This is a genomic window from Flavobacterium fluvii, from assembly GCF_900129545.1.
Taxonomy (GTDB): domain Bacteria; phylum Bacteroidota; class Bacteroidia; order Flavobacteriales; family Flavobacteriaceae; genus Flavobacterium; species Flavobacterium fluvii.
On sequence record NZ_FQWB01000005.1, the window covers coordinates 187132 to 207098 of the forward strand.

12 protein-coding genes and 3 tRNA genes are annotated in these 19967 nt (G+C 38.4%); 7 read left to right on the top strand and 8 right to left on the bottom strand.

Annotation, left to right across the window (positions count from 1 at the left end; genetic code table 11):
* Nucleotides 1–136 precede the first annotated feature (136 nt).
* Complete coding sequence (locus tag BUC16_RS12490) at nucleotides 137–1585, top strand: FAD-dependent oxidoreductase (protein WP_073371016.1); 1449 nt, start codon at nucleotides 137–139, stop codon at nucleotides 1583–1585.
* A gap of 111 nt (nucleotides 1586–1696) precedes the next feature.
* Here BUC16_RS12490 and BUC16_RS12495 read toward each other — a convergent pair.
* The 3 genes from BUC16_RS12495 to BUC16_RS12505 form a co-directional block, all read right to left on the bottom strand.
* Nucleotides 1697–1770: transfer RNA gene (locus BUC16_RS12495), tRNA-Arg, on the bottom strand.
* Between the two features lie 44 nt (nucleotides 1771–1814).
* Nucleotides 1815–1889: transfer RNA gene (locus tag BUC16_RS12500), tRNA-Pro, on the bottom strand.
* Between the two features lie 13 nt (nucleotides 1890–1902).
* Nucleotides 1903–1989, bottom strand: a tRNA-Ser gene (locus BUC16_RS12505).
* Nucleotides 1990–2290: 301 nt separating this feature from the next.
* Here BUC16_RS12505 and BUC16_RS12510 point away from each other — a divergent pair.
* Nucleotides 2291–3472, top strand: coding sequence for an acetyl-CoA C-acyltransferase (locus BUC16_RS12510; protein ID WP_073371018.1), 1182 nt, complete (start codon nucleotides 2291–2293; stop codon nucleotides 3470–3472).
* A 53-nt stretch (nucleotides 3473–3525) separates the two neighbouring features.
* Nucleotides 3526–4287 carry a C40 family peptidase gene (locus BUC16_RS12515; protein ID WP_073371019.1) on the top strand — a complete coding sequence of 254 codons (762 nt, stop codon included), beginning with the start codon at nucleotides 3526–3528 and terminating at the stop codon, nucleotides 4285–4287.
* 59 nt (nucleotides 4288–4346) lie between these two features.
* Here BUC16_RS12515 and BUC16_RS12520 read toward each other — a convergent pair whose 3' ends face one another.
* Together BUC16_RS12520 and gyrA are read right to left on the bottom strand one after the other, a co-directional pair.
* On the bottom strand, nucleotides 4347–5636 hold the full coding sequence (locus BUC16_RS12520) for a tetratricopeptide repeat protein (protein ID WP_073371021.1): 1290 nt from the start codon (nucleotides 5634–5636) through the stop codon (nucleotides 4347–4349).
* A gap of 98 nt (nucleotides 5637–5734) precedes the next feature.
* Nucleotides 5735–8392, bottom strand: coding sequence for a DNA gyrase subunit A (gyrA, locus tag BUC16_RS12525; protein ID WP_073371022.1), 2658 nt, complete (start codon nucleotides 8390–8392; stop codon nucleotides 5735–5737).
* Nucleotides 8393–8656: 264 nt separating this feature from the next.
* Between gyrA and BUC16_RS12530 the strand changes: the two genes are divergently transcribed.
* The 3 genes from BUC16_RS12530 (at nucleotide 8657) to BUC16_RS12540 (ending at nucleotide 13577) form a co-directional block, all read left to right on the top strand.
* Nucleotides 8657–11200 (top strand): ATP-dependent Clp protease ATP-binding subunit, encoded by a 2544-nt coding sequence (locus BUC16_RS12530; protein ID WP_073371024.1) that lies wholly within the window; start codon nucleotides 8657–8659, stop codon nucleotides 11198–11200.
* A 488-nt stretch (nucleotides 11201–11688) separates the two neighbouring features.
* Complete coding sequence (rimK, locus tag BUC16_RS12535) at nucleotides 11689–13056, top strand: 30S ribosomal protein S6--L-glutamate ligase (protein ID WP_073371025.1); 1368 nt, start codon at nucleotides 11689–11691, stop codon at nucleotides 13054–13056.
* An 11-nt stretch (nucleotides 13057–13067) separates the two neighbouring features.
* Nucleotides 13068–13577: a DUF421 domain-containing protein gene (locus BUC16_RS12540; protein ID WP_073371027.1), complete on the top strand. Its 510-nt coding sequence runs from the start codon at nucleotides 13068–13070 to the stop codon at nucleotides 13575–13577.
* Between the two features lie 60 nt (nucleotides 13578–13637).
* Here BUC16_RS12540 and BUC16_RS12545 read toward each other — a convergent pair whose 3' ends face one another.
* The 3 genes from BUC16_RS12545 to BUC16_RS12555 form a co-directional block, all read right to left on the bottom strand.
* Nucleotides 13638–14774 carry a T9SS type A sorting domain-containing protein gene (locus BUC16_RS12545; RefSeq protein ID WP_073371028.1) on the bottom strand — a complete coding sequence of 379 codons (1137 nt, stop codon included), beginning with the start codon at nucleotides 14772–14774 and terminating at the stop codon, nucleotides 13638–13640.
* A 298-nt stretch (nucleotides 14775–15072) separates the two neighbouring features.
* A complete protein-coding gene (locus BUC16_RS12550; protein WP_073371030.1) occupies nucleotides 15073–17577 on the bottom strand; it encodes a heavy metal translocating P-type ATPase in 2505 nt (834 codons plus the stop codon).
* 284 nt (nucleotides 17578–17861) lie between these two features.
* The gene (locus tag BUC16_RS12555; RefSeq protein ID WP_073371032.1) at nucleotides 17862–18422 is read right to left on the bottom strand and encodes a helix-turn-helix domain-containing protein; all 561 of its coding nucleotides are present in this window, start codon (nucleotides 18420–18422) and stop codon (nucleotides 17862–17864) included.
* A gap of 292 nt (nucleotides 18423–18714) precedes the next feature.
* On the opposite strand from BUC16_RS12555, the gene BUC16_RS12560 reads away from it, so the two are divergent.
* Nucleotides 18715–19809, top strand: a complete 1095-nt coding sequence (locus BUC16_RS12560) for a DUF3644 domain-containing protein (protein WP_073371033.1) — start codon at nucleotides 18715–18717, stop codon at nucleotides 19807–19809.
* Nucleotides 19810–19967 lie beyond the last annotated feature (158 nt).

The window sequence follows — 19967 nt, forward strand, 5'->3', positions numbered from 1 at the left end:
CCGCTACCAGTGGAAAACGCAGAAAAACATCAATTTATCCTGTTTAATTAAAAAACAACAAAGTCACACCAATTACAGTATTATATTCATCATCAATCCCATATACTAGTTTTCTTTTAGAGAAAATCAAAATCAAGTGAAAAAAGTAGAAGTCAAAAAAGTGGAAAACGAAGCATCAAGCTGGACTATTTGTCTTGAATGTAAGGGACGTGGTAAAAAAAGCCGAGGACTAACCAAAAAATCGCGACTCCTGTACCAGCTAGCCTTCGATCAATTTGAAAAAACAAACAGCGAAGGAACACCTCCTGTTTTGCCTAAAGGTCATTTACATTTATGTTCAAAATGTAGTGGATCTGGATTGATTCCTTCAACTAATCCTCCTACAGCAGATAACGAAAACTACCCACATATTGCTATTATTGGTGGCGGTATAGGAGGCATTGCATTAGCTGTAGCCTGCTTACACCGCGGAATTCCTTTCACTCTTTATGAACGCGACAATAACTTCGATGCTCGATCTCAAGGTTACGGACTCACTTTGCAACAAGCCAGTAAAGCAATCGAAGGATTTGGTATTGTTTCATTGGATGAAGGAGTGATTTCAACAAGACATCTAGTTCATGCCACAGATGGAAAAGTGATAGGTGAATGGGGAGTCAGAAAGTGGATTCAGCCAGATGTGAAAACTTCTTCGAAACGTTCAAATATACATATTGCACGACAATCTTTACGGTTAGCAATATTGGAACAACTCGGTGGAAATGATGCCGTACAGTGGGGACACCAGTTAATTGATTTTAAGCAAGGTAAAGATGTTGAACTCCACTTTCAAGTCAACGGCAAAATTAAGACCGCCAAGGCAGATCTTGTGGTTGGAGCCGATGGTATTCGTAGTTCAGTACGAAAACTATTAATTGGAGAAGATATTACCCCTTTACGATACTTGGGTTGTATTGTAATATTAGGTATTTGTCCTTTAAGCGCTCTCGAAGATTCTAACAATTCTTTGCTAGATTCGGCCACTGTATTTCAAACTGCCAATGGCAATGAACGAATCTACATTATGCCATACACATCCGATTCGGTAATGTGGCAACTTAGTTTTCCAATGTTAGAAGAAGATGCAAAAACACTAAGTATCAAAGGACCTCAAGCACTCAAAGAAGAAGCTTGTCGCAGAACTCAATGGCACGACCCCATTCCTCAAATCTTATCGGCAACCCTGGAAGCCCAGGTTTCTGGCTATCCAGTGTATGATCGCGAATTACTCAAACCAGAATTGTTGGAGAAATCAGGACAAGCAACTCTTATTGGAGATGCCGCTCACCCAATGAGCCCATTCAAAGGACAGGGAGCAAATCAAGCCCTGCTAGATGCACTCGCACTAGCTCGCGGAATCTCAAGAGGATGCAGGCCTTTATCCCAATGGAGAAAAGAAGGAATCAGAAAAAGTGTGCTATCTGAGTTTGAATCAGAAATGCTAGAGCGTAGTGCCGTCAAAGTGAAAGATTCAGCAGAGGCCGCAGACTTCCTACACTCCGAAATTGTGCTTCATAAAAGTAATGCGCCTAGAAGAAGGTTATAAAGAAAAAGGTATCACTCCACAGGTTTTGGGATTGATCCCGATTGATCCGCTATTACAAAACAAGATAAGTTGTAAAACAAAAAAACCCACTGAAATCAGTGGGTTTGTCCGTGAAGGCAGAAGGATTCGAACCTTCGACCGCCTGCTTAGAAGGCAGGTGCTCTATCCAGCTGAGCTATGCCTCCATTAATCATTAAATTTACTAATTACAAGAAAACTTACTAATTAGTCGGGGTGGCAGGATTCGAACCTGCGGCCTCCTGCTCCCAAAGCAGGCGCGATAACCGAGCTACGCTACACCCCGAGTGCAAAAAAAGCGGAGAGTAAGGGATTCGAACCCTTGGTACAGTTACCCATACGCTTGTTTAGCAAACAAGTCCTTTCGGCCACTCAGGCAACTCTCCAATAAATAATAACTTATATTCCTTTTAAGCGGTTGCAAATGTAGGGTTCTATTCTATATTTCACAAATTATTAGCTCCTTTTTTTTAATGTTTTTTTTACTCCCTTTCAAAAACATTAACAATCAAATGTATAGCCTGTTTCAAATAAACGGTTTGTGTTTTCTTCAAATGAATATTGATAAAAGAATATTAAATAATAACTCGAAAATTCCGCAATGGCGAGATAATAATATCGAAAATGTAATTTAGTATTTACCCAAAATGATTAAATTCGCATCTCAAACAAAGATACTAACCCATCATGTCCAAAAAAGTAGTCATCGTTTCCGCTGTCAGAACTCCTATCGGAAGTTTTATGGGAGGATTGTCCACCGTTTCCGCTCCAAGATTGGGGGCAGTTGCCATAAAAGGAGCGTTGGACAAAATACAACTTGACGCCAATTTAGTTGATGAAGTTTTTATGGGCAATGTAGTTCAAGCCGGCACAGGACAAGCTCCTGCCAGACAAGCCGCCATTTATGCGGGTTTACCAAATTCCGTGGCTTGTACCACGGTCAACAAAGTTTGCGCTTCGGGAATGAAATCGGTGATGTTGGGCGCGCAAGCAATCCAATGTGGCGATGCAGAAATTGTCGTTGCCGGAGGAATGGAAAACATGAGTTTGATTCCACATTACATACATTTGAGAAATGGTCATAAATTTGGTCCTGCCGCCATGGTTGACGGAATGCAGAAAGATGGACTGACAGACGCTTACGACAACAATGCCATGGGCGTTTGTGCCGACTTATGTGCCGCCGAACATAAATTTACCCGCAAAGAGCAAGATGATTTCGCAATTCAATCGTATGAGCGTTCTGCAAAAGCTTGGAAAGAAGGAAAATTTGACAATGAAATAGTTCCCGTTGCCGTTCCCCAAAGAAAAGGAGAACCAATAATAGTATCGAAAGATGAAGAATACACAAATGTAATATTGGACAAAATCCCTTCATTGAATACGGTTTTTACAAAAGACGGAACCGTGACGGCTGCCAATGCCTCCACAATAAATGATGGCGCAGCAGCCCTTGTATTAATGAGCGAAGAAAAAGCATTATCCCTGGGATTAAAACCGCTGGCTTACATAAAAAGCCATGCCGATGCTGCCCAAGAACCCAAATGGTTTACCACAACTCCTTCAAAAGCAATTCCTAAAGCATTGAAAAAAGCGGGACTGACCCTAAATGACGTGGATTATTTCGAACTCAACGAAGCTTTTTCCGTGGTTGGGTTGGTCAATACCAAAATCCTTGGATTAGACAATTCCAAAGTAAACGTAAATGGTGGAGCAGTTTCTTTGGGTCACCCACTGGGATGTTCCGGTGCAAGAATCATTGTCACTTTATTGAATGTTTTGGAACAAAACAACGGAAAGATAGGTGCGGCCGCAATTTGCAATGGCGGTGGTGGAGCTTCGGCAATTGTAATTGAAAAAATTAAATAATTATAAATCATGAGTTATGGAACGTATAACTCTTAACTCATAAATTGACTTAAATGTTCGGAATTTGTAATCTAGCCATAATACCTCTTCGGTTTGAACCCAGCGACAAAAGTGAAATCGTTTCTCAAGTTTTGTTTGGCGAACATTTTGAAATTCTGGAACAATTGAAACAATGGTCAAAAATAAAATTGCAATACGACGATTACGAAGGTTGGGTCGATTCAAAGCAATACCAAATTATATCGGAATCCGAATACAATCAGTTGTCAAAAGATGCCATTGTTTTAAATGCAGATTTACTGGAATATATCACGGGGTCTAATAATATGTTGCTGCCCATTCCAATAGGTTCGTCTTTGTCGTTTTTGAATCATGCCGACATCAATACTTCAAATCTCAACTTTGAAGGCACCAAAATAAGCGGTGTCAAACCCAAGAATTGCTTATTAAACACGGCTTTCATGTACCTCAATGCTCCTTATCTTTGGGGAGGCAAAACTCCTTTCGGGATCGATTGCTCCGGTTTTACACAAATGGTTTATAAACTGAATGGATACAAATTGCTGAGAGACGCTTCGCAACAAGCCACCCAAGGAGAAGCTTTGAGCTTTATTGAAGAATGCGAACCGGGTGATTTGGCTTTTTTCGACAATGAGGAAGGCAACATCATTCACGTGGGCATCATTATGGACGATAATTACATCATTCACGCAAGCGGAAAAGTTAGAATTGACCGCTTGGATCATTTAGGAATTTACAATTCCGAAACCAACAGACACACGCACAAACTTCGAGTTATCAAAAAAATTATATAAAAAAATCCCGATCGTGAAATCGGGATTTTTTAACTTTCAATCTTTTTGACTTTCAAATTTTATTTTTTGGCTGCTGCTTCCATTTCTTTTACTTTTGCTTTCAAAGCCTTGTATTCCGGCATTTCCAAAGCACTGTAAACATTTAAAAGTGTTTTTGCCACATCGATATTTTTTGGGTCAATCTCATGTGCTTTTTGAAGATAAGGAATCGTGCTCTTGAACAAATTTTCTCTTTTTGTTTTCAAGACTGCATAACGTTTCATGTCTTTCTCGGAATTCCCCAATTTATTCATTTCGTCAATAATCGCCTTTTCGTCTTCCAATTTCAAAGCCGCCAAATTGATATAAGCATTAACATAATCAGGTTTAATTTCCATAACCCTTTTATAATATTTCTCTGCATCAACAGCATTTTTTGCATTGGCACTAATTACACCCAAGTTAAAAACCAAATCAGCATCGTTTGGATTTTTCTCTAAAATTTCGGCAATTATTTTTTTATACGTTTCAAAATCTTTTGTTTGCAAATATAGATTAGCTTCGGCCAAAGCTAATGACATATCTTCAGGGTTTGCTTTTCTGGCATCTGAAATTGCTTTTTTGGCTTCATCAATTTTCCCTTGATCAACCAAAATCAGGGCAATATTTTTATAAATTTCACCTCTTTTTGAAGGAATCGCTTCATTTTTTGGCTTTTCATGAGTTATTTTCAAAGCAGCATCTCTCTCTTTGGCAGTATTAAATAAATCTTCTTGACCTGATATTTTATTAATCGCCAAATAGCTTGTTCCTTTACCCGAATAATTCAATACTTTCAACTCTTCATACAATTTAAGAGCTGTATTATAATCTTTCCCGTTTACATAAGTGGACGCTGCATAATACAAGTTTATAGTGTCTTTTTTATCCAATAAATAAGCGTCATACAACTTGTTGGCTCCGTCAATTGTTTTATTTGCTTTAGTATCTTCAATAGCACTGTTTATCAATTTTCCTTTAATTGTAATAATGGAGTTGAGAGCCAAAATGGAATATTTATTTTTTCCTGAAGCTTTTTCAACAGCCAATAATTCTTGGTAAGCTTTGGCAGCCAATGATAAATTTTTACCTTCTTCCACTTTTTTGTTGGCCAATTCCAAATAAGCATTCCCTTTTACAAATAAATATTGGGTTTTTTCTGCTTCGGCAGCATTAGCAATTGAAGATTCGGCTGTCGATAAAATGGTTACCGCTTCTTGAGGATTTCCTCCTTTTAGTGCTTTTTCAGCAGCTTTAATTTGATCTTTTTGAGCAAAAGTAGCTACTGATATCAATAATGCCGACACTAGCGTTACATATTTACTTTTCATAATTTTTGTTTTAGATTTATGTGCCAAAAATAGCAAGAAAAACAATTGTTATTTATGATTTTTATCATAAATAATAATTGTTTTAGATTATACATTTTTTATTTTTCATCATCCGAATCGTCGTCGTCGCTTTCTTCTGCGTCATCTTCCTCTTCTTCCGCATCATCATCTTCATCCTCCTCTTCGTCTTCAACGCCATCGTCTTCAAGAACTTCAAGAACCGGTTTCACTCTCTCGATAACTTCCGTTTCGATAACATTACCATCTTCGTCAACTACAACTTCTACCACATCGTCTTTCATTACTTTGGTAACCGCTGCAATAGAATCGTTTCCTTTTAGATTAATTAATTTAACACCTTGAGTAGCACGACCCATGACGCGTAAATCTTCAATTGCCATTCTGATAGTTAATCCTGATTTATTGATAATCATCAAATCATCGGCATCGGTTACAGCATTGATAGAAATTAATTTCCCTGTTTTTTCGGTAATATTCAGGGTTTTTACTCCTTTTCCACCGCGGTTTGTAATTCTATAAACATCTTCGCCATCTTCGTCAACTAATTTGGTACGCTTACCGTATCCATTTTCAGTTACCACTAAAATTTGCGAATCATTAATATCGTTTTTATCTACAGTAACCATACCAATTACTTCATCCGCTTCATCTTTTAAGGTAATTCCACGAACTCCAGAAGCCGTTCTTCCCATTGGACGGGTTTTAGTTTCCTCAAAACGAACTAATTTTCCTGATTTCACGGCCAAAATAATCTGGCTTTCTCCATTCGTTAATTTGGCTTCCAATAATTCATCGCCTTCCTTAATAGTAATGGCAGCAACACCATTTACCCTAGGTTTAGAATATTTCTCTAATGACGTCTTCTTGACCTGGCCTTGTTTAGTTACCATTACAAGATTATGGCTGTTGATATAATCCTTGTCTTTTAGATCCTGCGTACAAATAAAAGCTTTTACTTTATCATCGCTTTCGATGTTGACCAAGTTTTGGATCGCTCTACCTTTGGCAGTTTTGCTTCCTTCCGGAATTTCGTAAACACGCATCCAGAAACATTTTCCTTTTTGGGTAAAGAACATCATGTATTGATGATTCGTGGCAACGAACATATGTTCCAAGAAATCTTGATCTCTTGTTCCAGCACTTTTTTGTCCAACTCCACCTCTATTTTGCGTTTTGTATTCCGTAAGATTAGTACGCTTGATGTAACCTGCGTGCGAAATGGTGATAACCACGTTTTCGTCGGCAATTAAATCCTCTATACTTACGTCTCCACCTGAATATTCAATTGTAGAACGACGCTCGTCTCCGTATTTCTCGCGAATTTCTTCCAATTCTTCTTTGATCAAAGCAGTTCTCAAATCTACGTCTGCCAATAAAGCTTTCAAATGGTCGATTAATTTCATCAATTCTTCGTACTCAGCTCTTAACTTGTCTTGTTCCAGACCTGTCAATTGACGCAAACGCATTTCAACAATTGCTCTTGCTTGAATATCCGAAAGATTAAATCTCTCAATTAATTTTTCTCTCGCTTCTTCGGTATTTTTCGAACCTCTTATCAAGGCAATCACTTCGTCAATATTGTCGGAAGCTATAATTAAACCCTCCAAGATATGCGCTCTTTCTTCAGCTTTGCGCAATTCAAACTGCGTTCTACGAACCACTACATCGTGACGGTGCTCAATAAAATAGTGAATCATGTCTTTTAGATTCAACATTTGAGGACGCCCTTTTACCAATGCAATGTTGTTTACACTGAAAGAAGATTGTAATTGAGTGAATTTGTAAAGCGTGTTCAAAACCACGTTTGGCGTGGCATCACGTTTCAAGATATAAACGATACGCATACCGTTTCTATCCGATTCGTCACGAATATTGGCAATTCCATCAATTTTCTTGTCATTGACCAAATCGGCAGTGCGCTTAATCATGTCCGCTTTATTGACTTGGTATGGAATTTCGGTAACAATGATGCATTCTCTACCGTCCACTTCTTCAAAACCTACTTTGGCACGCATTACAATACGTCCACGACCTGTTTTGAATGCTTCACGAACACCTTCATAACCATATATCACGCCTCCTGTTGGAAAATCAGGTGCCTTGATATAAGTCATTAATTCATCTATTTCAATATCATTGTTGTCAAGATACGCCAATGTACCGTTGATAACTTCCGTTAAATTATGTGGAGGCATATTGGTAGCCATACCTACGGCAATTCCCGTTGCGCCATTTACCAACAAAGTAGGAACTCTGGTCGGCATCACTTTTGGCTCATATAAAGTATCGTCAAAGTTCAATTGAAAATCAACGGTTTCTTTTTCGATGTCTGCCATAATTTCTTCCGAAATCTTTTTCATTCTGGCTTCGGTATAACGCATTGCAGCTGGACTATCCCCATCGACAGAACCAAAGTTACCTTGTCCGTCAACCAACAAATAGCGCATGCTCCATTCTTGGGCCATACGAACCATCGCATCGTAAACCGAAGTATCTCCGTGAGGGTGATACTTTCCTAAAACTTCTCCGACGATTCTCGCCGATTTTTTGTGGGCAGATCGTGAATTAACTCCCAAATCATACATCCCGTAAAGTACTCTTCGATGTACTGGTTTCAAGCCATCTCTAACATCAGGAAGTGCTCTGGATACAATTACCGACATCGAATAATCGATGTAAGCTGATTTCATTTCATCTTCAATGTTAATAGGAATTAACTTTTCTCCTTCAGACATAAGTTGTTGTATTTAATAAATTTATTTTAGTTTCAAAACGTGCTAATATACACCTTTTTGATTTTTTGAAAGCCTTTTTACAATACTAATTTCAATGATTTATTAACAAAATTTGGTTGTTTTTTAGTTAATAAATTAAGGAACTTTTAACGTTTTTTCCATTCTTTTTTTGTCAATTAGCTGACAGAAGTTCTAGAAAGGAATGATTTTTGTTTTTCAGTTACTAAATCACTAAATTTACGTTTACAATTACAACACTATATTATGGATGATAATTTTTCACCAAGGGTAAAAGATGTTATAACCTACAGCAAAGAAGAGGCTTTGCGACTGGGACACGACTTCATTGGAACCGAGCATTTAATACTGGGTATCCTGAGGGATGGCAATGGGAAAGCAATAAACATATTGAATAATTTAGCCATAGACCTGGACCACCTTCGAAGAAAAGTAGAAATCCTGAGTCCTGCCAGTCCTATTGTAGAAATCAATAACGAGAAAAAAAATCTACACCTGACACGGCAAGCGGAACGTGCATTAAAAACCACTTTTCTGGAAGCAAAAGTATTCCACAGCACTTCCATTAGCACAGCGCATTTGCTATTGTGCATTTTAAGAAACGAAAACGATCCTACAACCAAGCTATTGAATAAAATGAAAATTGATTATGACATAGCTAAAGAACAATATCTAAACATGACACCAAACGAAGAAGATTTTATAGAAAACTTGCCAAGAAACGACGCCTATAACGAAGATTCAGGACAAGATGACAGTCTAAAAGAAGGAACTTTCAATAATCCAGCCAATAAATCCAACAAAAAATCCAAAACTCCTGTTTTGGACAATTTTGGGAGAGATTTAACGGAAATGGCCGAAGAAGGAAAATTAGATCCTGTCGTGGGACGCGAAAAAGAAATCGAACGTGTTTCCCAAATTTTAAGCCGACGCAAAAAGAACAATCCGCTTCTTATAGGAGAACCCGGAGTGGGTAAATCGGCCATTGCCGAAGGATTGGCCTTGCGCATCATTCAAAAGAAAGTATCCCGCATATTATTCAACAAACGTGTGGTAACCCTTGATTTGGCGAGCCTTGTTGCGGGAACAAAATACCGTGGACAGTTTGAAGAAAGAATGAAAGCCGTGATGAACGAATTGGAAAAAAATGACGACATCATTCTTTTCATTGACGAAATTCACACCATCGTTGGTGCTGGCGGAGCCACTGGCTCGTTGGACGCATCCAATATGTTCAAACCCGCTTTGGCAAGAGGGGAAATCCAATGCATTGGAGCAACTACTCTTGACGAGTACAGACAATACATCGAGAAAGACGGAGCGTTGGAAAGACGTTTTCAAAAAGTGATTGTGGAACCAACTTCTATTGAAGAAACAATTACAATCTTGAACAACATTAAAGACAAATACGAAGACCACCACAACGTTACTTACACGCCGGAAGCCATTGAAGCTTGCGTGAAATTGACCGACAGATACATGTCAGAGCGTTTCTTGCCGGACAAAGCCATCGATGCACTGGACGAAGCTGGTTCTCGTGTCCACATTGTAAATATTGATGTTCCCAAACAAATTTTGGAACTCGAAAAACAATTGGAAGATGTTCGCGAATTGAAAAATTCTGTTGTCAAAAAACAGAAATATGAAGAAGCGGCCAAACTTCGTGATGACGAAAAACGAATTGAAAAAGATTTGGCAATCGCCCAGGAACAATGGGACGAAGATTCTAAAAACAACAGAATCCAGGTTACCGAAGACAATGTTGCCGACGTAGTTTCGATGATGACTGGAATTCCAGTAAATCGTATTGCACAAACTGAAAGCAACAAATTAGCCAAATTACCAGAACTTATTGAAAGCAAAGTTATCGGACAAAAAGAAGCCGTAATGAAAATTGCGCGCTCCATCCAAAGAAATCGTGCCGGATTGAAAGATCCAAACCGACCAATTGGTTCCTTTATTTTCTTGGGTCAAACCGGTGTTGGTAAAACCCAATTGGCCAAAGTGCTGGCCAAGGAATTATTCGATTCTGAAGATGCCTTGATACGAATTGACATGAGCGAATACATGGAAAAATTTGCCATTTCAAGATTGGTTGGTGCGCCTCCGGGATATGTTGGTTACGAAGAAGGCGGACAATTAACCGAAAAAGTACGTCGCAAACCGTATTGCGTGGTGCTTTTGGACGAGATTGAAAAAGCACATCCAGATGTTTTCAACATGATGCTTCAAGTTCTTGACGATGGATATTTAACCGATAGTTTGGGACGAAAAATCGATTTCAAGAATACCATCATCATCATGACTTCGAATGTGGGCGCACGTCAATTGAAGGATTTTGGTCAAGGTGTTGGTTTTGGAACTGCTGCCAAAATAGCCCAAGCCGACGACAATTCGAAAAGCATTATCGAAAATGCCTTGAAGAAAACCTTTGCTCCCGAATTCTTGAACAGAATTGACGACGTGATTGTTTTCAATGCATTGGAAAAAGAAGACATCAATTTAATTATTAATATCGAATTGAATAAATTATATGCTCGCATCAAAGAATTGGGCTATCATTTGAATCTTTCCGATACGGCAAAAGCCTTTATTGCCGACAAAGGTTTTGATAGACAATTTGGAGCTAGACCGCTAAAAAGAGCGATCCAGAAATATGTTGAAGACGCACTTGCCGAAGAAATCATTACTTCCAAAGTAGCTGTGGGAGACGAGATTTTCATGGACTTGAACGAAGCTTCGCAAGAACTGACCGTTACGGTTCATAAAGAAGAAAAACCGACAAATTAGAATATAGTTTTAGGCCCCAATTTTCAGCCACTCATTGCATTAATTTCACGAAATAATTGGTGAAATTAGTGTAATTTGTGGCTGATTTTTTTAATGATGCCGATTTATTAAGCTAAGGACTCCCGTTCGTCTGTTCGAGTGTTTTATTTAAAAATGCGACAGCTTTTTTAAATAAAATGTATCGAGAACTTTACCATTACAGGCTTCTCGATACATTTTTTAATAGTAAAGCTATCGCATTACTATTAAAAAACACTCGAAGTGACGGATAAAATCCTTGGCTTATTGACATTGCGTTCGACTTGACAAACCTTTAAAAAAAGGACATCTATTTATGTTTCACAACATTTTCAGTAGAACCATTCTTTTTTTAATAATTACAATTTACAAATCGTTGATTTTCCTGATTTAACCGTAATTTAACATCCAAAGTTCTTTTATCGATATATATTTACACTGGATTAAGTCCAAAATATTAAAACTCATTTATGTTACAAAGCAAAATTATATTGGGCAGCGAAGAGTGGTGTTCCTTCCCTGAATTAGGAATTCCAATCATCAAGGCACGTGTTGATTCCGGCGCAAAAACTTCGGCTTTGCACGCCATCAATATTGCTCCTTTCAAAAAAGAAGGACAAAACTGGGTCAAATTTGACATTAATCCGATACAAAACAACGTCAAAACTGTCATTCATTGCGAAGCGCCTTTGGTCGACAAAAGAATCGTTAAAAGTTCCAGTGGATTTCGGGAAGAACGCTACGTGATTCAAACCAATTTGGAAATTGGAAACTCGAATTGGCTGATCGAAATGACATTGACCAATCGCGATTCAATGGGATTCCGAATGCTGCTGGGACGTGAAGCCATGAGCGGAAGAGTGATGGTCGATCCCGAGCAACAATATGTTTTGGGACAACCCACAAGCGACAGTTTGAAGGAAGTTTATAAAAACTCCGAGAAAGCCAGTTCCGGTATTCGCATTGGGCTTTTGGCCAGCAATCCAGAATTGTACAGCAACAAGCGGATTATGGAAGCCGGTGAAATGCGGGGCCACGAAATGCACTTTTTGAACATCAAGGAATGCTACATGAAACTGGATGCCAAAACACCCGAAATTCATTATCGTGGCGGATTGATTTTAAATCAATTTGACGCCATCATTCCAAGAATTCGACCAAGCATCACCTTTTACGGCTGTGCCCTGACGCGACAATTCGAAGCCATGAATGTATTTTGTTTGAATTCGTCAACGGCAATCACGCAATCACGGGACAAATTATTTTCCCTGCAATTGTTGCTGCAAAGCGGCATTGAAATTCCAACTACGGGTTTTGCCCATTCGCCATTGGACACCGATGATTTGATAAAAATGGTGGGTGGCACGCCCCTAATCGTTAAACTATTGGAAGGAACCCAAGGAAAAGGAGTGGTTTTGGCAGAAACCAAGAAAGCGGCAGAAAGTGTCATCAACGCTTTCAAAAGTTTAAATGCCAATATTTTGGTACAAGAATTTATCAAGGAAGCCAACGGAAAAGACCTGCGCTTGTTCGTCATTGACGGCAAAGTCGTGGCGGCAATCCAGCGAGAAGCCTTGGCGGGAGAATTCCGCGCCAACATTCATCTCGGAGGAACCGCTTCGGTCATAAAACCAACAACCGAAGAGAAAAAAATTGCCATTCGCGCTGCCAAAGCCATGGATTTGAAAGTCGCCGGAGTTGATATTATTCGTTCTTCCAAAGGGCCGTTGTTGCTTGAAGTAAATTCATCACCTGGACTCGAAGGAATCGAAGGTGCCACCAATAAAGACATCGCCGGCGAAATGATTCGCGCCATCGAGAAAAATTTTAAACTCTAAATAAAAAAGGCATGAATCCTTATCTTGACATCATCATCCGAAGTGCTTCCGTATATCTTTTTATGCTTATCGCTTTACGGATTTTTGGCAAGAAAGAATTATCACAGCTCAACACCGCCGATGTTATCCTGATTTTGTTGATAAGCAACTCGGTACAAAACGCAATGGTGGGAAGCAATATCAGTCTTTTGGGAGGTTTGGCTGCTGCAAGCGTCCTTTTTTGCATCAACTTTACGCTAAAAAAACTAATGTTCAAGTTTCCAAAATTCAATAATTTTATGCAGGAAAAGCCAGAAATCCTAATCCACGAAGGGAAATTGGATTTCAAGGCATTGAGCAAATTAAACATCACTTCCCAAGAACTACAGGAAGCCATGCGCGAACACGGAGTCGAAAATTTTGCCGATGTAAAGTTGGCTATGTTGGAAATTGACGGCAATATCAGCATTATCTCTGGTGAAAAAAATCTTCGCCAAACACATTACAAAAGACTGAAACGAAGTAAAAAAACAATAATCTAGTCGTTATTCTTCTCCATTAAATAACTATTGAATCCAAAAAGCTTCAATTTTGGTGAATATTTATTTCTTAATTATTTTAATCACCTGGTTCTTGTTTTGTCCCATTTTTATAAAGTAAATACCGGTTGACAATTGGCTGACATCAATTTCTGTTGTCTTATCAGTGATAGTTCCATTCAAGAATTGTCGACCCAATTGATCGGTGACCCAATATTTCACTCCTATATTATTGCCGTCTGTTTTGATCGTAATTTTGTCTTGTGCAGGATTTGGATAAACGGCTAAACTTTTTTCAAAAGCGTGTTCATCAACTCCCAATGTAAAATAAGTATAAGTTGCCCTGTAGTCCGTTTTCCATAATAGACCAATGTCATCCCAGACTTCGGTAACAATTTGAAATGGAGTGCCATTTCCATAATTGGTATAAAATGATCGGAATTTATTTTTCCAGCTGCCTGCTATCCAATCTTGATTCAGAACATTTATTAAATAGCCATTGCTGTCATACTCCATAGTTTGTTTCCAAAAGTTTTCCCAAGTTGTACCATTCCATTTTTCGGCAAGCTGCATTATTAATTTGGAATTAGTATAGGTATAAGTATAACGGGCTGAATTCGTCAATAAATTGGCTTTCCCCGTCTCAACGATAGCTTGACTTACAGTTCCATCAGGATTGTTGGAGTAAGTGGTTTGATATTCATCCCATGACGAAATAAAATCATATTCTTGCGATAGAATTTTAGTTAAATAATTGTTTCCGTCATACGTATAGGTATCCTTGCGATAAAAAATCCAATTTGGATTGATCCAATCCTCGTATTCAGAAGTGAGCACTTTTTTAGCCAAATTATAAGTATAGGTTGTTCTTCCAGATACCTCCCATTTATTAGATGGCGCATTCCATATTTGAGTAATACGCTGCTGCGCAGTTCCATCCGGATTATTGATGTAATCGTTTTGAAATTGATCTTTCCAAGTAACATTAAAACTTTGGTACTTGTCATGAATTAAATACCCATTTTCATCATAAACATTTAATATTTGGCTTGAATTCTCCCAAGTTTCATTTCTCCAACTTTCTGAAAGCCAAGTTAAAACTTTCTGGCCATGGGAATTTAAACTGAATAAAAAACAAATAAAAAATAGTAATACCGTGCCAAAATTACTTTGGCCAGTACCGAAAGTAATTGTTTTCATTTTTGATTAATTTAAAGGTTTCACGCTTTTTGTTAATCGAAGTATTTTATTTTAGAAGTTGTGACATCCACATCCTTTTGTGGTTTCGGTTTGGAAGCAGGAAACCGAATACTCATTTAACCGTCTGTTGCTTGTCGTGTTTTAACTTATTGCCAACACAATTGGGCAACAACAGTTGTCCCTTTACTTATTTTTATCATAAAAATAGTCCTTTCAAAGGTAATGAACTCTTTTACCAAAAACAAACATAATAATCTGATTTTTAAGTGTTTATATCTTAAGATTGATTACAAATTGATTAGATTCTAAAACTCCTCAATCGCAACGAATTCACGATGACGGAAACGGAGCTAAAACTCATCGCGGCGGCGGCAATCATTGGCGAAAGCAACCATCCAAAAACAGGATACAACATTCCTGCTGCCACCGAAATTCCCAAAACATTGTAGATAAAAGCAAAAAACAAATTCTGCTTGATGTTTTGCATCACGGCCTGGCTCAGTTTTTTGGCTTTGACGATTCCCTGCAAATCGCCTTTGACCAAAGTGATTTTGGCACTTTCAATCGCCACGTCGGTTCCGGTTCCCATCGCGATTCCGATGTCAGCTTGCGCCAATGCCGGTGCATCGTTGATTCCGTCGCCGGCCATGGCCACGATTTTCCCTTCGGCTTGCAGGCGTTTGATTTCCTTGAGTTTGTCTTCGGGCAAACAATTCGCAATAAAATGGGTCAAATGCAATTCGTCGGCGACTGCTTTTGCGGTATTTTCGTTGTCGCCTGTCAGCATAATTACTGCAACACCTTGACGCATCAATTCCTTGACGGCATCGGCACTAGTTGCTTTTATTTTATCGGAAATAGACACAAAACCAACGGCTATTCCATCAATTGAAATATAGGAAACTGTTTTTCCCAGTTTTTGTTCCGCAATAATTTTGGTTTCCAAATCCTCTGAAACAGCAGCGTTTACTTGCTCCATCAGTTTTTTGTTTCCCAAAGCCACTTTTTTGTTGGCAACCGTTCCAATAACTCCTTTTCCTGAAATTGCCTCGAAATCCTTTACTTCGACCAAGGAAATAGTTGCGGATTTGGCATAATTTACCACGGCTTGCGCCAAAGGATGCTCGCTGTATTGGTTCAAGGAAGCGATGTTTTGCAATAAAACTACTTCTTCATTATTCGAAGAAAACACTTTTTCGACCGATGGTTTTCCTTCCGTAATCGTTCCTGTTTTGTCTGTAATCAGTACGTTTACCTTGTTCATGTTTTCCAGGGCTTCGGCATTTTTAATCAAAACTCCCGATTGTGCGCCCTTGCCTACTCCCACCATCACCGACATTGGCGTGGCCAATCCCAAAGCACATGGACAGGCAATAATCAATACGGCAACGGCATTGATGAAACCGTACACCATAGCGGGTTCTGGACCAAAATTCGCCCAAACGATAAAGGTTACCACCGAAATTCCCACCACGGCCGGCACAAAATATTTGGCAATGCTGTCGGCCAATTTCTGGATGGGTGCCCTGGAACGACTGGCATCGTTGACCATTTGCACTATTTGCGAAAGCAGGGTTTCCGAACCCACTTTTTCAGCCAGCATCACGAAGGATTTGTTGCCGTTGATCGTTCCGGCAATTACGGCATCTCCAATTGTTTTGTCAACAGGAATGGGTTCTCCCGAAATCATCGATTCATCCATAGTGCTTTCGCCGTCGGTTATTTTTCCGTCCACAGGGATTTTTTCTCCCGGTTTGACGCGCAATAAATCACCTTTCTTGATGTCGTGGATGGAAATTACTTTGTCCACGCCGTCAATGACCAAAGTCGCTTCCGTTGGAGCCAGTTTCAATAGTTCTTTTATGGCTTTATTGGTTTGTCCGTGGGCTTTGGCTTCCATTAATTGTCCCAACAAAACCAAGGTCAATATGACCACCGTGGCTTCAAAATAAAGTGAAACCGTGCCGTGGTGCTTGAATTCTTCAGGGAAAAATTCGGGAAAAATGAGTCCTGCCACGCTAAACAAAAAGGCAACGCCAGTTCCAATTCCTATCAAGGTAAACATGTTGAGATTCCAAGTCAGGATGGATTTCCAGGCGCGTTCAAAAAAGATCCAACCCGCATAAAAAACCACGGGAAGCGTCAGGATAAACTGCACCCAATTCCATTTTTGGGTTTCCATCACTTGCAACAACGGATTGTTGTGCCCCATTTCCATCATCGAAATGATGAAAACGGGAATGGTGAACAACAATGCTATTTTCATTTTTTCCGACAAGTCTTTGTAGGCTTTGTTTTCTTCCTCGTCCGCGGGTTGCATTGGAACCAAATCCATTCCACAAATAGGACAATCTCCGGGTTTGTCCTGCACCACTTCGGGATGCATCGGGCAAGTGTACATCGTTTTGGCGGCAATTAATTCGGGAGCCTTGACCAAGTCCATTCCGCAAACGGGACAATCGCCCATCTTGTCATACACTTTTTCGCCTTCGCAAAACATGGGGCAATAATATTTTCCCGAAGCACTGGCGGGTAAAGCCACAGAATTGATTTCGCTTGATGGCGGCGTGCCGTAAAGTGAATTTGCATTGGAAGCATCGCTTTCGCTAATGATATAATTCCCTGCGGAGTATAATGCTTTTTGAAGTTTAAAAATGGGAACGTGTTTTTCCATCGTGATGGTCGCCATTGGCGGATTCAATGTAACTGTTGCTTCCACTCCATCCATTTCGTTCAAGGCGTTTTCCACTTTGGTGCGACAGCCGTTACAGGACATTCCAGTAATAGTATATGTATGTGTCATTTGATTTCTATCTTAAATTACACTGCAAATATCCGAATGCCATCCGTTTTGGTTGTTGTACAATTTTGGAAAACTTTTGCATTATTTATAAAGTACAGGGCAAACGCCTTAAAAAAATAAAAAAAAGCAGCCACGAATTTCACGAATGTAAACGAATTTTTGCACTCTTAAATTGCACGAATTCACCATAAAAACAAGAAAATCCGCGTGATTTTTTTAACTGTTTATGAATTTGTGCTAATTCGTAAAATTCGTGGCTAAAAAATTTTTAAGGCGTTTGCCCTCTATAAAGTATCGATTTGCTTCCTCTTGACCTCTTTCAATTTCTTGAAATGGCTGGGAGTGAAACCCGTTACTTTCTTGAACTGGTTGCTCAAATGTGCCACATTGCTGTAGTTGAGTTGAATGGCAATTTCGCTCAAGGTCAATTCGTTGTACATCAACAATTCTTTTGTTTTTTCAATTTTTTGGGCAATAAAATAATGTTCAATCGTGATGCCTTCGGTTTCCGAGAAAAGATTGCTCAAAGCGCTGTAATCCTGCTTTAAATCCTCGGCCAAATAAGTGGATAAATTGATTTTCAGCTTCTCGTTTTGATAATGAACCAAATCAATTATCAAGTTCTTGATACGCTCGATGGTCTTGCTGATTTTATCGTCCAACAATTCGAATCCAAGGGCATTCAGGTTTTTTGCCAAGGTTTGCTTTTGGCTTTCCTCCAAATTTACGGCAAGTTCCACTTCGCCCAATTGTACAGAAAGAACGGGAATTTGCAGCTGTACCAATGCTGCTGTCACTGCCATTTCGCAGCGGCCACAAACCATGTTTTTGATGTAAAGCTTCATTATGGTGTTTGAATTTAAGGATATAAATTTAGGGAATTTTGTTGAGGAATAAGAATAAGAAACAGGCAACAATTATATATACCCATATAAGCAGCACCTCTATAAAAAACTCACCAATCCTTTTGATATGTAAGAAATATTTTTAAATTTGTACAAGGCCAATAAAAAATAAAACGCATCAATACAATCAAAAATATGCGCATAACATACCCATTTAGAATAAAAAGTGGTGATTTTATTCGTATATAAAATAGTTATGCGATACCTTGAAGAAACCTACTAACCAAATTATATGCAATTAAGAAAAGGTAAAACAAAAACACTTTTGGAAAGTTCAATTGATTGTGCATTATTATCAGTAGAAATTTATAATAAACCAAGAGCACCATTCAGAGTAGAAAGTTTTATCACTCATATGATTATGTCGTGGACAAGACTTTTACAAGCACATTTTAATCATACAATTGGGGAGACTTTTTTTTATAAAGAGACAAACGGAAGGTTTAAAATAATTGATGGAGAAAAAAAAGCTTGGGAATTAAAAACGTGTATTCAGAAATATGGTGCGCTTTCAGAAGGAGTAAAATCTAATCTTGAATTCTTCATAAAACTTCGAAATAAAATTGAACACAGAACAATATCCAAAGACGAAATTGGATTGATGATTTTTGGAGAATGTCAATCTCTATTGTACAATTACGAGAATGAATTAATAAAACTATTCGGCTCTGAATATGCAATAAATGAAAGTTTAGCTTACTCACTACAGTTTTCAAGATTGAGAACAGCAAAACAAGTGGAAGCAAATAAACAATTATTATCAACCGAAGTTAGAGAAATTAAGGATTTTATTGAGAAATATAGATTAAACATTAAAGAAAGCGTATTTAATACTCAAGAATTTAGTGTCAAATTAATCCAATTACCAAAAATAGCTAACACAAATAGAAATGATTTAGCAATTGAATTTGTAAATTGGAATTCAATTTCAGAAGATGATAGAATTAGTTATGAAAAAATAACTGCATTGATAAAAGATAAAGTGCAGAAAACAGAAGTTATAAATCCTGCAAAATTAAAACCAGGTGCAATAGTAACTTTTGTAAATGAAAACTACCAAAATAATTTTAATCATTACGACCATAAATGTTTGCTCTATATATTTTCAATTAAACCAACAAAAGAAGATGGTAATAACATTGACCCTTTTGAAACAAATACTAAATATTGTCATTATGATGAAGCTCATAATGATTATTTATTTCAAGAAGAATGGAGTAATTTCATATTAAGCAATATAACTAGTGGTATGTTAACTAGAGAAATTTGGAAAACAAATTTTGACAACAGAACCAAGCTTGAAATAAGTAATTATGAAATCGAATAGAAAAGGCATCGCATAACAGCCACTACAACGGATTTTCTTCGTCCGTTCGGCTTGCAGCCTCGGGTGGGTAATAGGCTTAATGGAAAGTTGGTTTTGTATTTGGGATGATTTGCTTTGCCTGTTCGCTATCGCTCGGGTGGCAAATTCGAAAATAGAGA

Excerpts from the sequence above, each read along its gene's own strand:
- BUC16_RS12530 (WP_073371024.1), top strand. The coding sequence starts at position 8,657 with ATGGATGATAATTTTTCACCAAGGGTAAAAGATGTTATAACCTACAGC.
- rimK (WP_073371025.1), top strand. The coding sequence starts at position 11,689 with ATGTTACAAAGCAAAATTATATTGGGCAGCGAAGAGTGGTGTTCCTTC.
- BUC16_RS12555 (WP_073371032.1), bottom strand. The coding sequence starts at position 18,422 with ATGAAGCTTTACATCAAAAACATGGTTTGTGGCCGCTGCGAAATGGCA.
- BUC16_RS12520 (WP_073371021.1), bottom strand. The coding sequence starts at position 5,636 with ATGAAAAGTAAATATGTAACGCTAGTGTCGGCATTATTGATATCAGTA.
- BUC16_RS12515 (WP_073371019.1), top strand. The coding sequence starts at position 3,526 with ATGTTCGGAATTTGTAATCTAGCCATAATACCTCTTCGGTTTGAACCC.
- BUC16_RS12550 (WP_073371030.1), bottom strand. The coding sequence starts at position 17,577 with ATGACACATACATATACTATTACTGGAATGTCCTGTAACGGCTGTCGC.
- gyrA (WP_073371022.1), bottom strand. The coding sequence starts at position 8,392 with ATGTCTGAAGGAGAAAAGTTAATTCCTATTAACATTGAAGATGAAATG.
- BUC16_RS12510 (WP_073371018.1), top strand. The coding sequence starts at position 2,291 with ATGTCCAAAAAAGTAGTCATCGTTTCCGCTGTCAGAACTCCTATCGGA.
- BUC16_RS12560 (WP_073371033.1), top strand. The coding sequence starts at position 18,715 with ATGCAATTAAGAAAAGGTAAAACAAAAACACTTTTGGAAAGTTCAATT.
- BUC16_RS12540 (WP_073371027.1), top strand. The coding sequence starts at position 13,068 with ATGAATCCTTATCTTGACATCATCATCCGAAGTGCTTCCGTATATCTT.
- BUC16_RS12545 (WP_073371028.1), bottom strand. The coding sequence starts at position 14,774 with ATGAAAACAATTACTTTCGGTACTGGCCAAAGTAATTTTGGCACGGTA.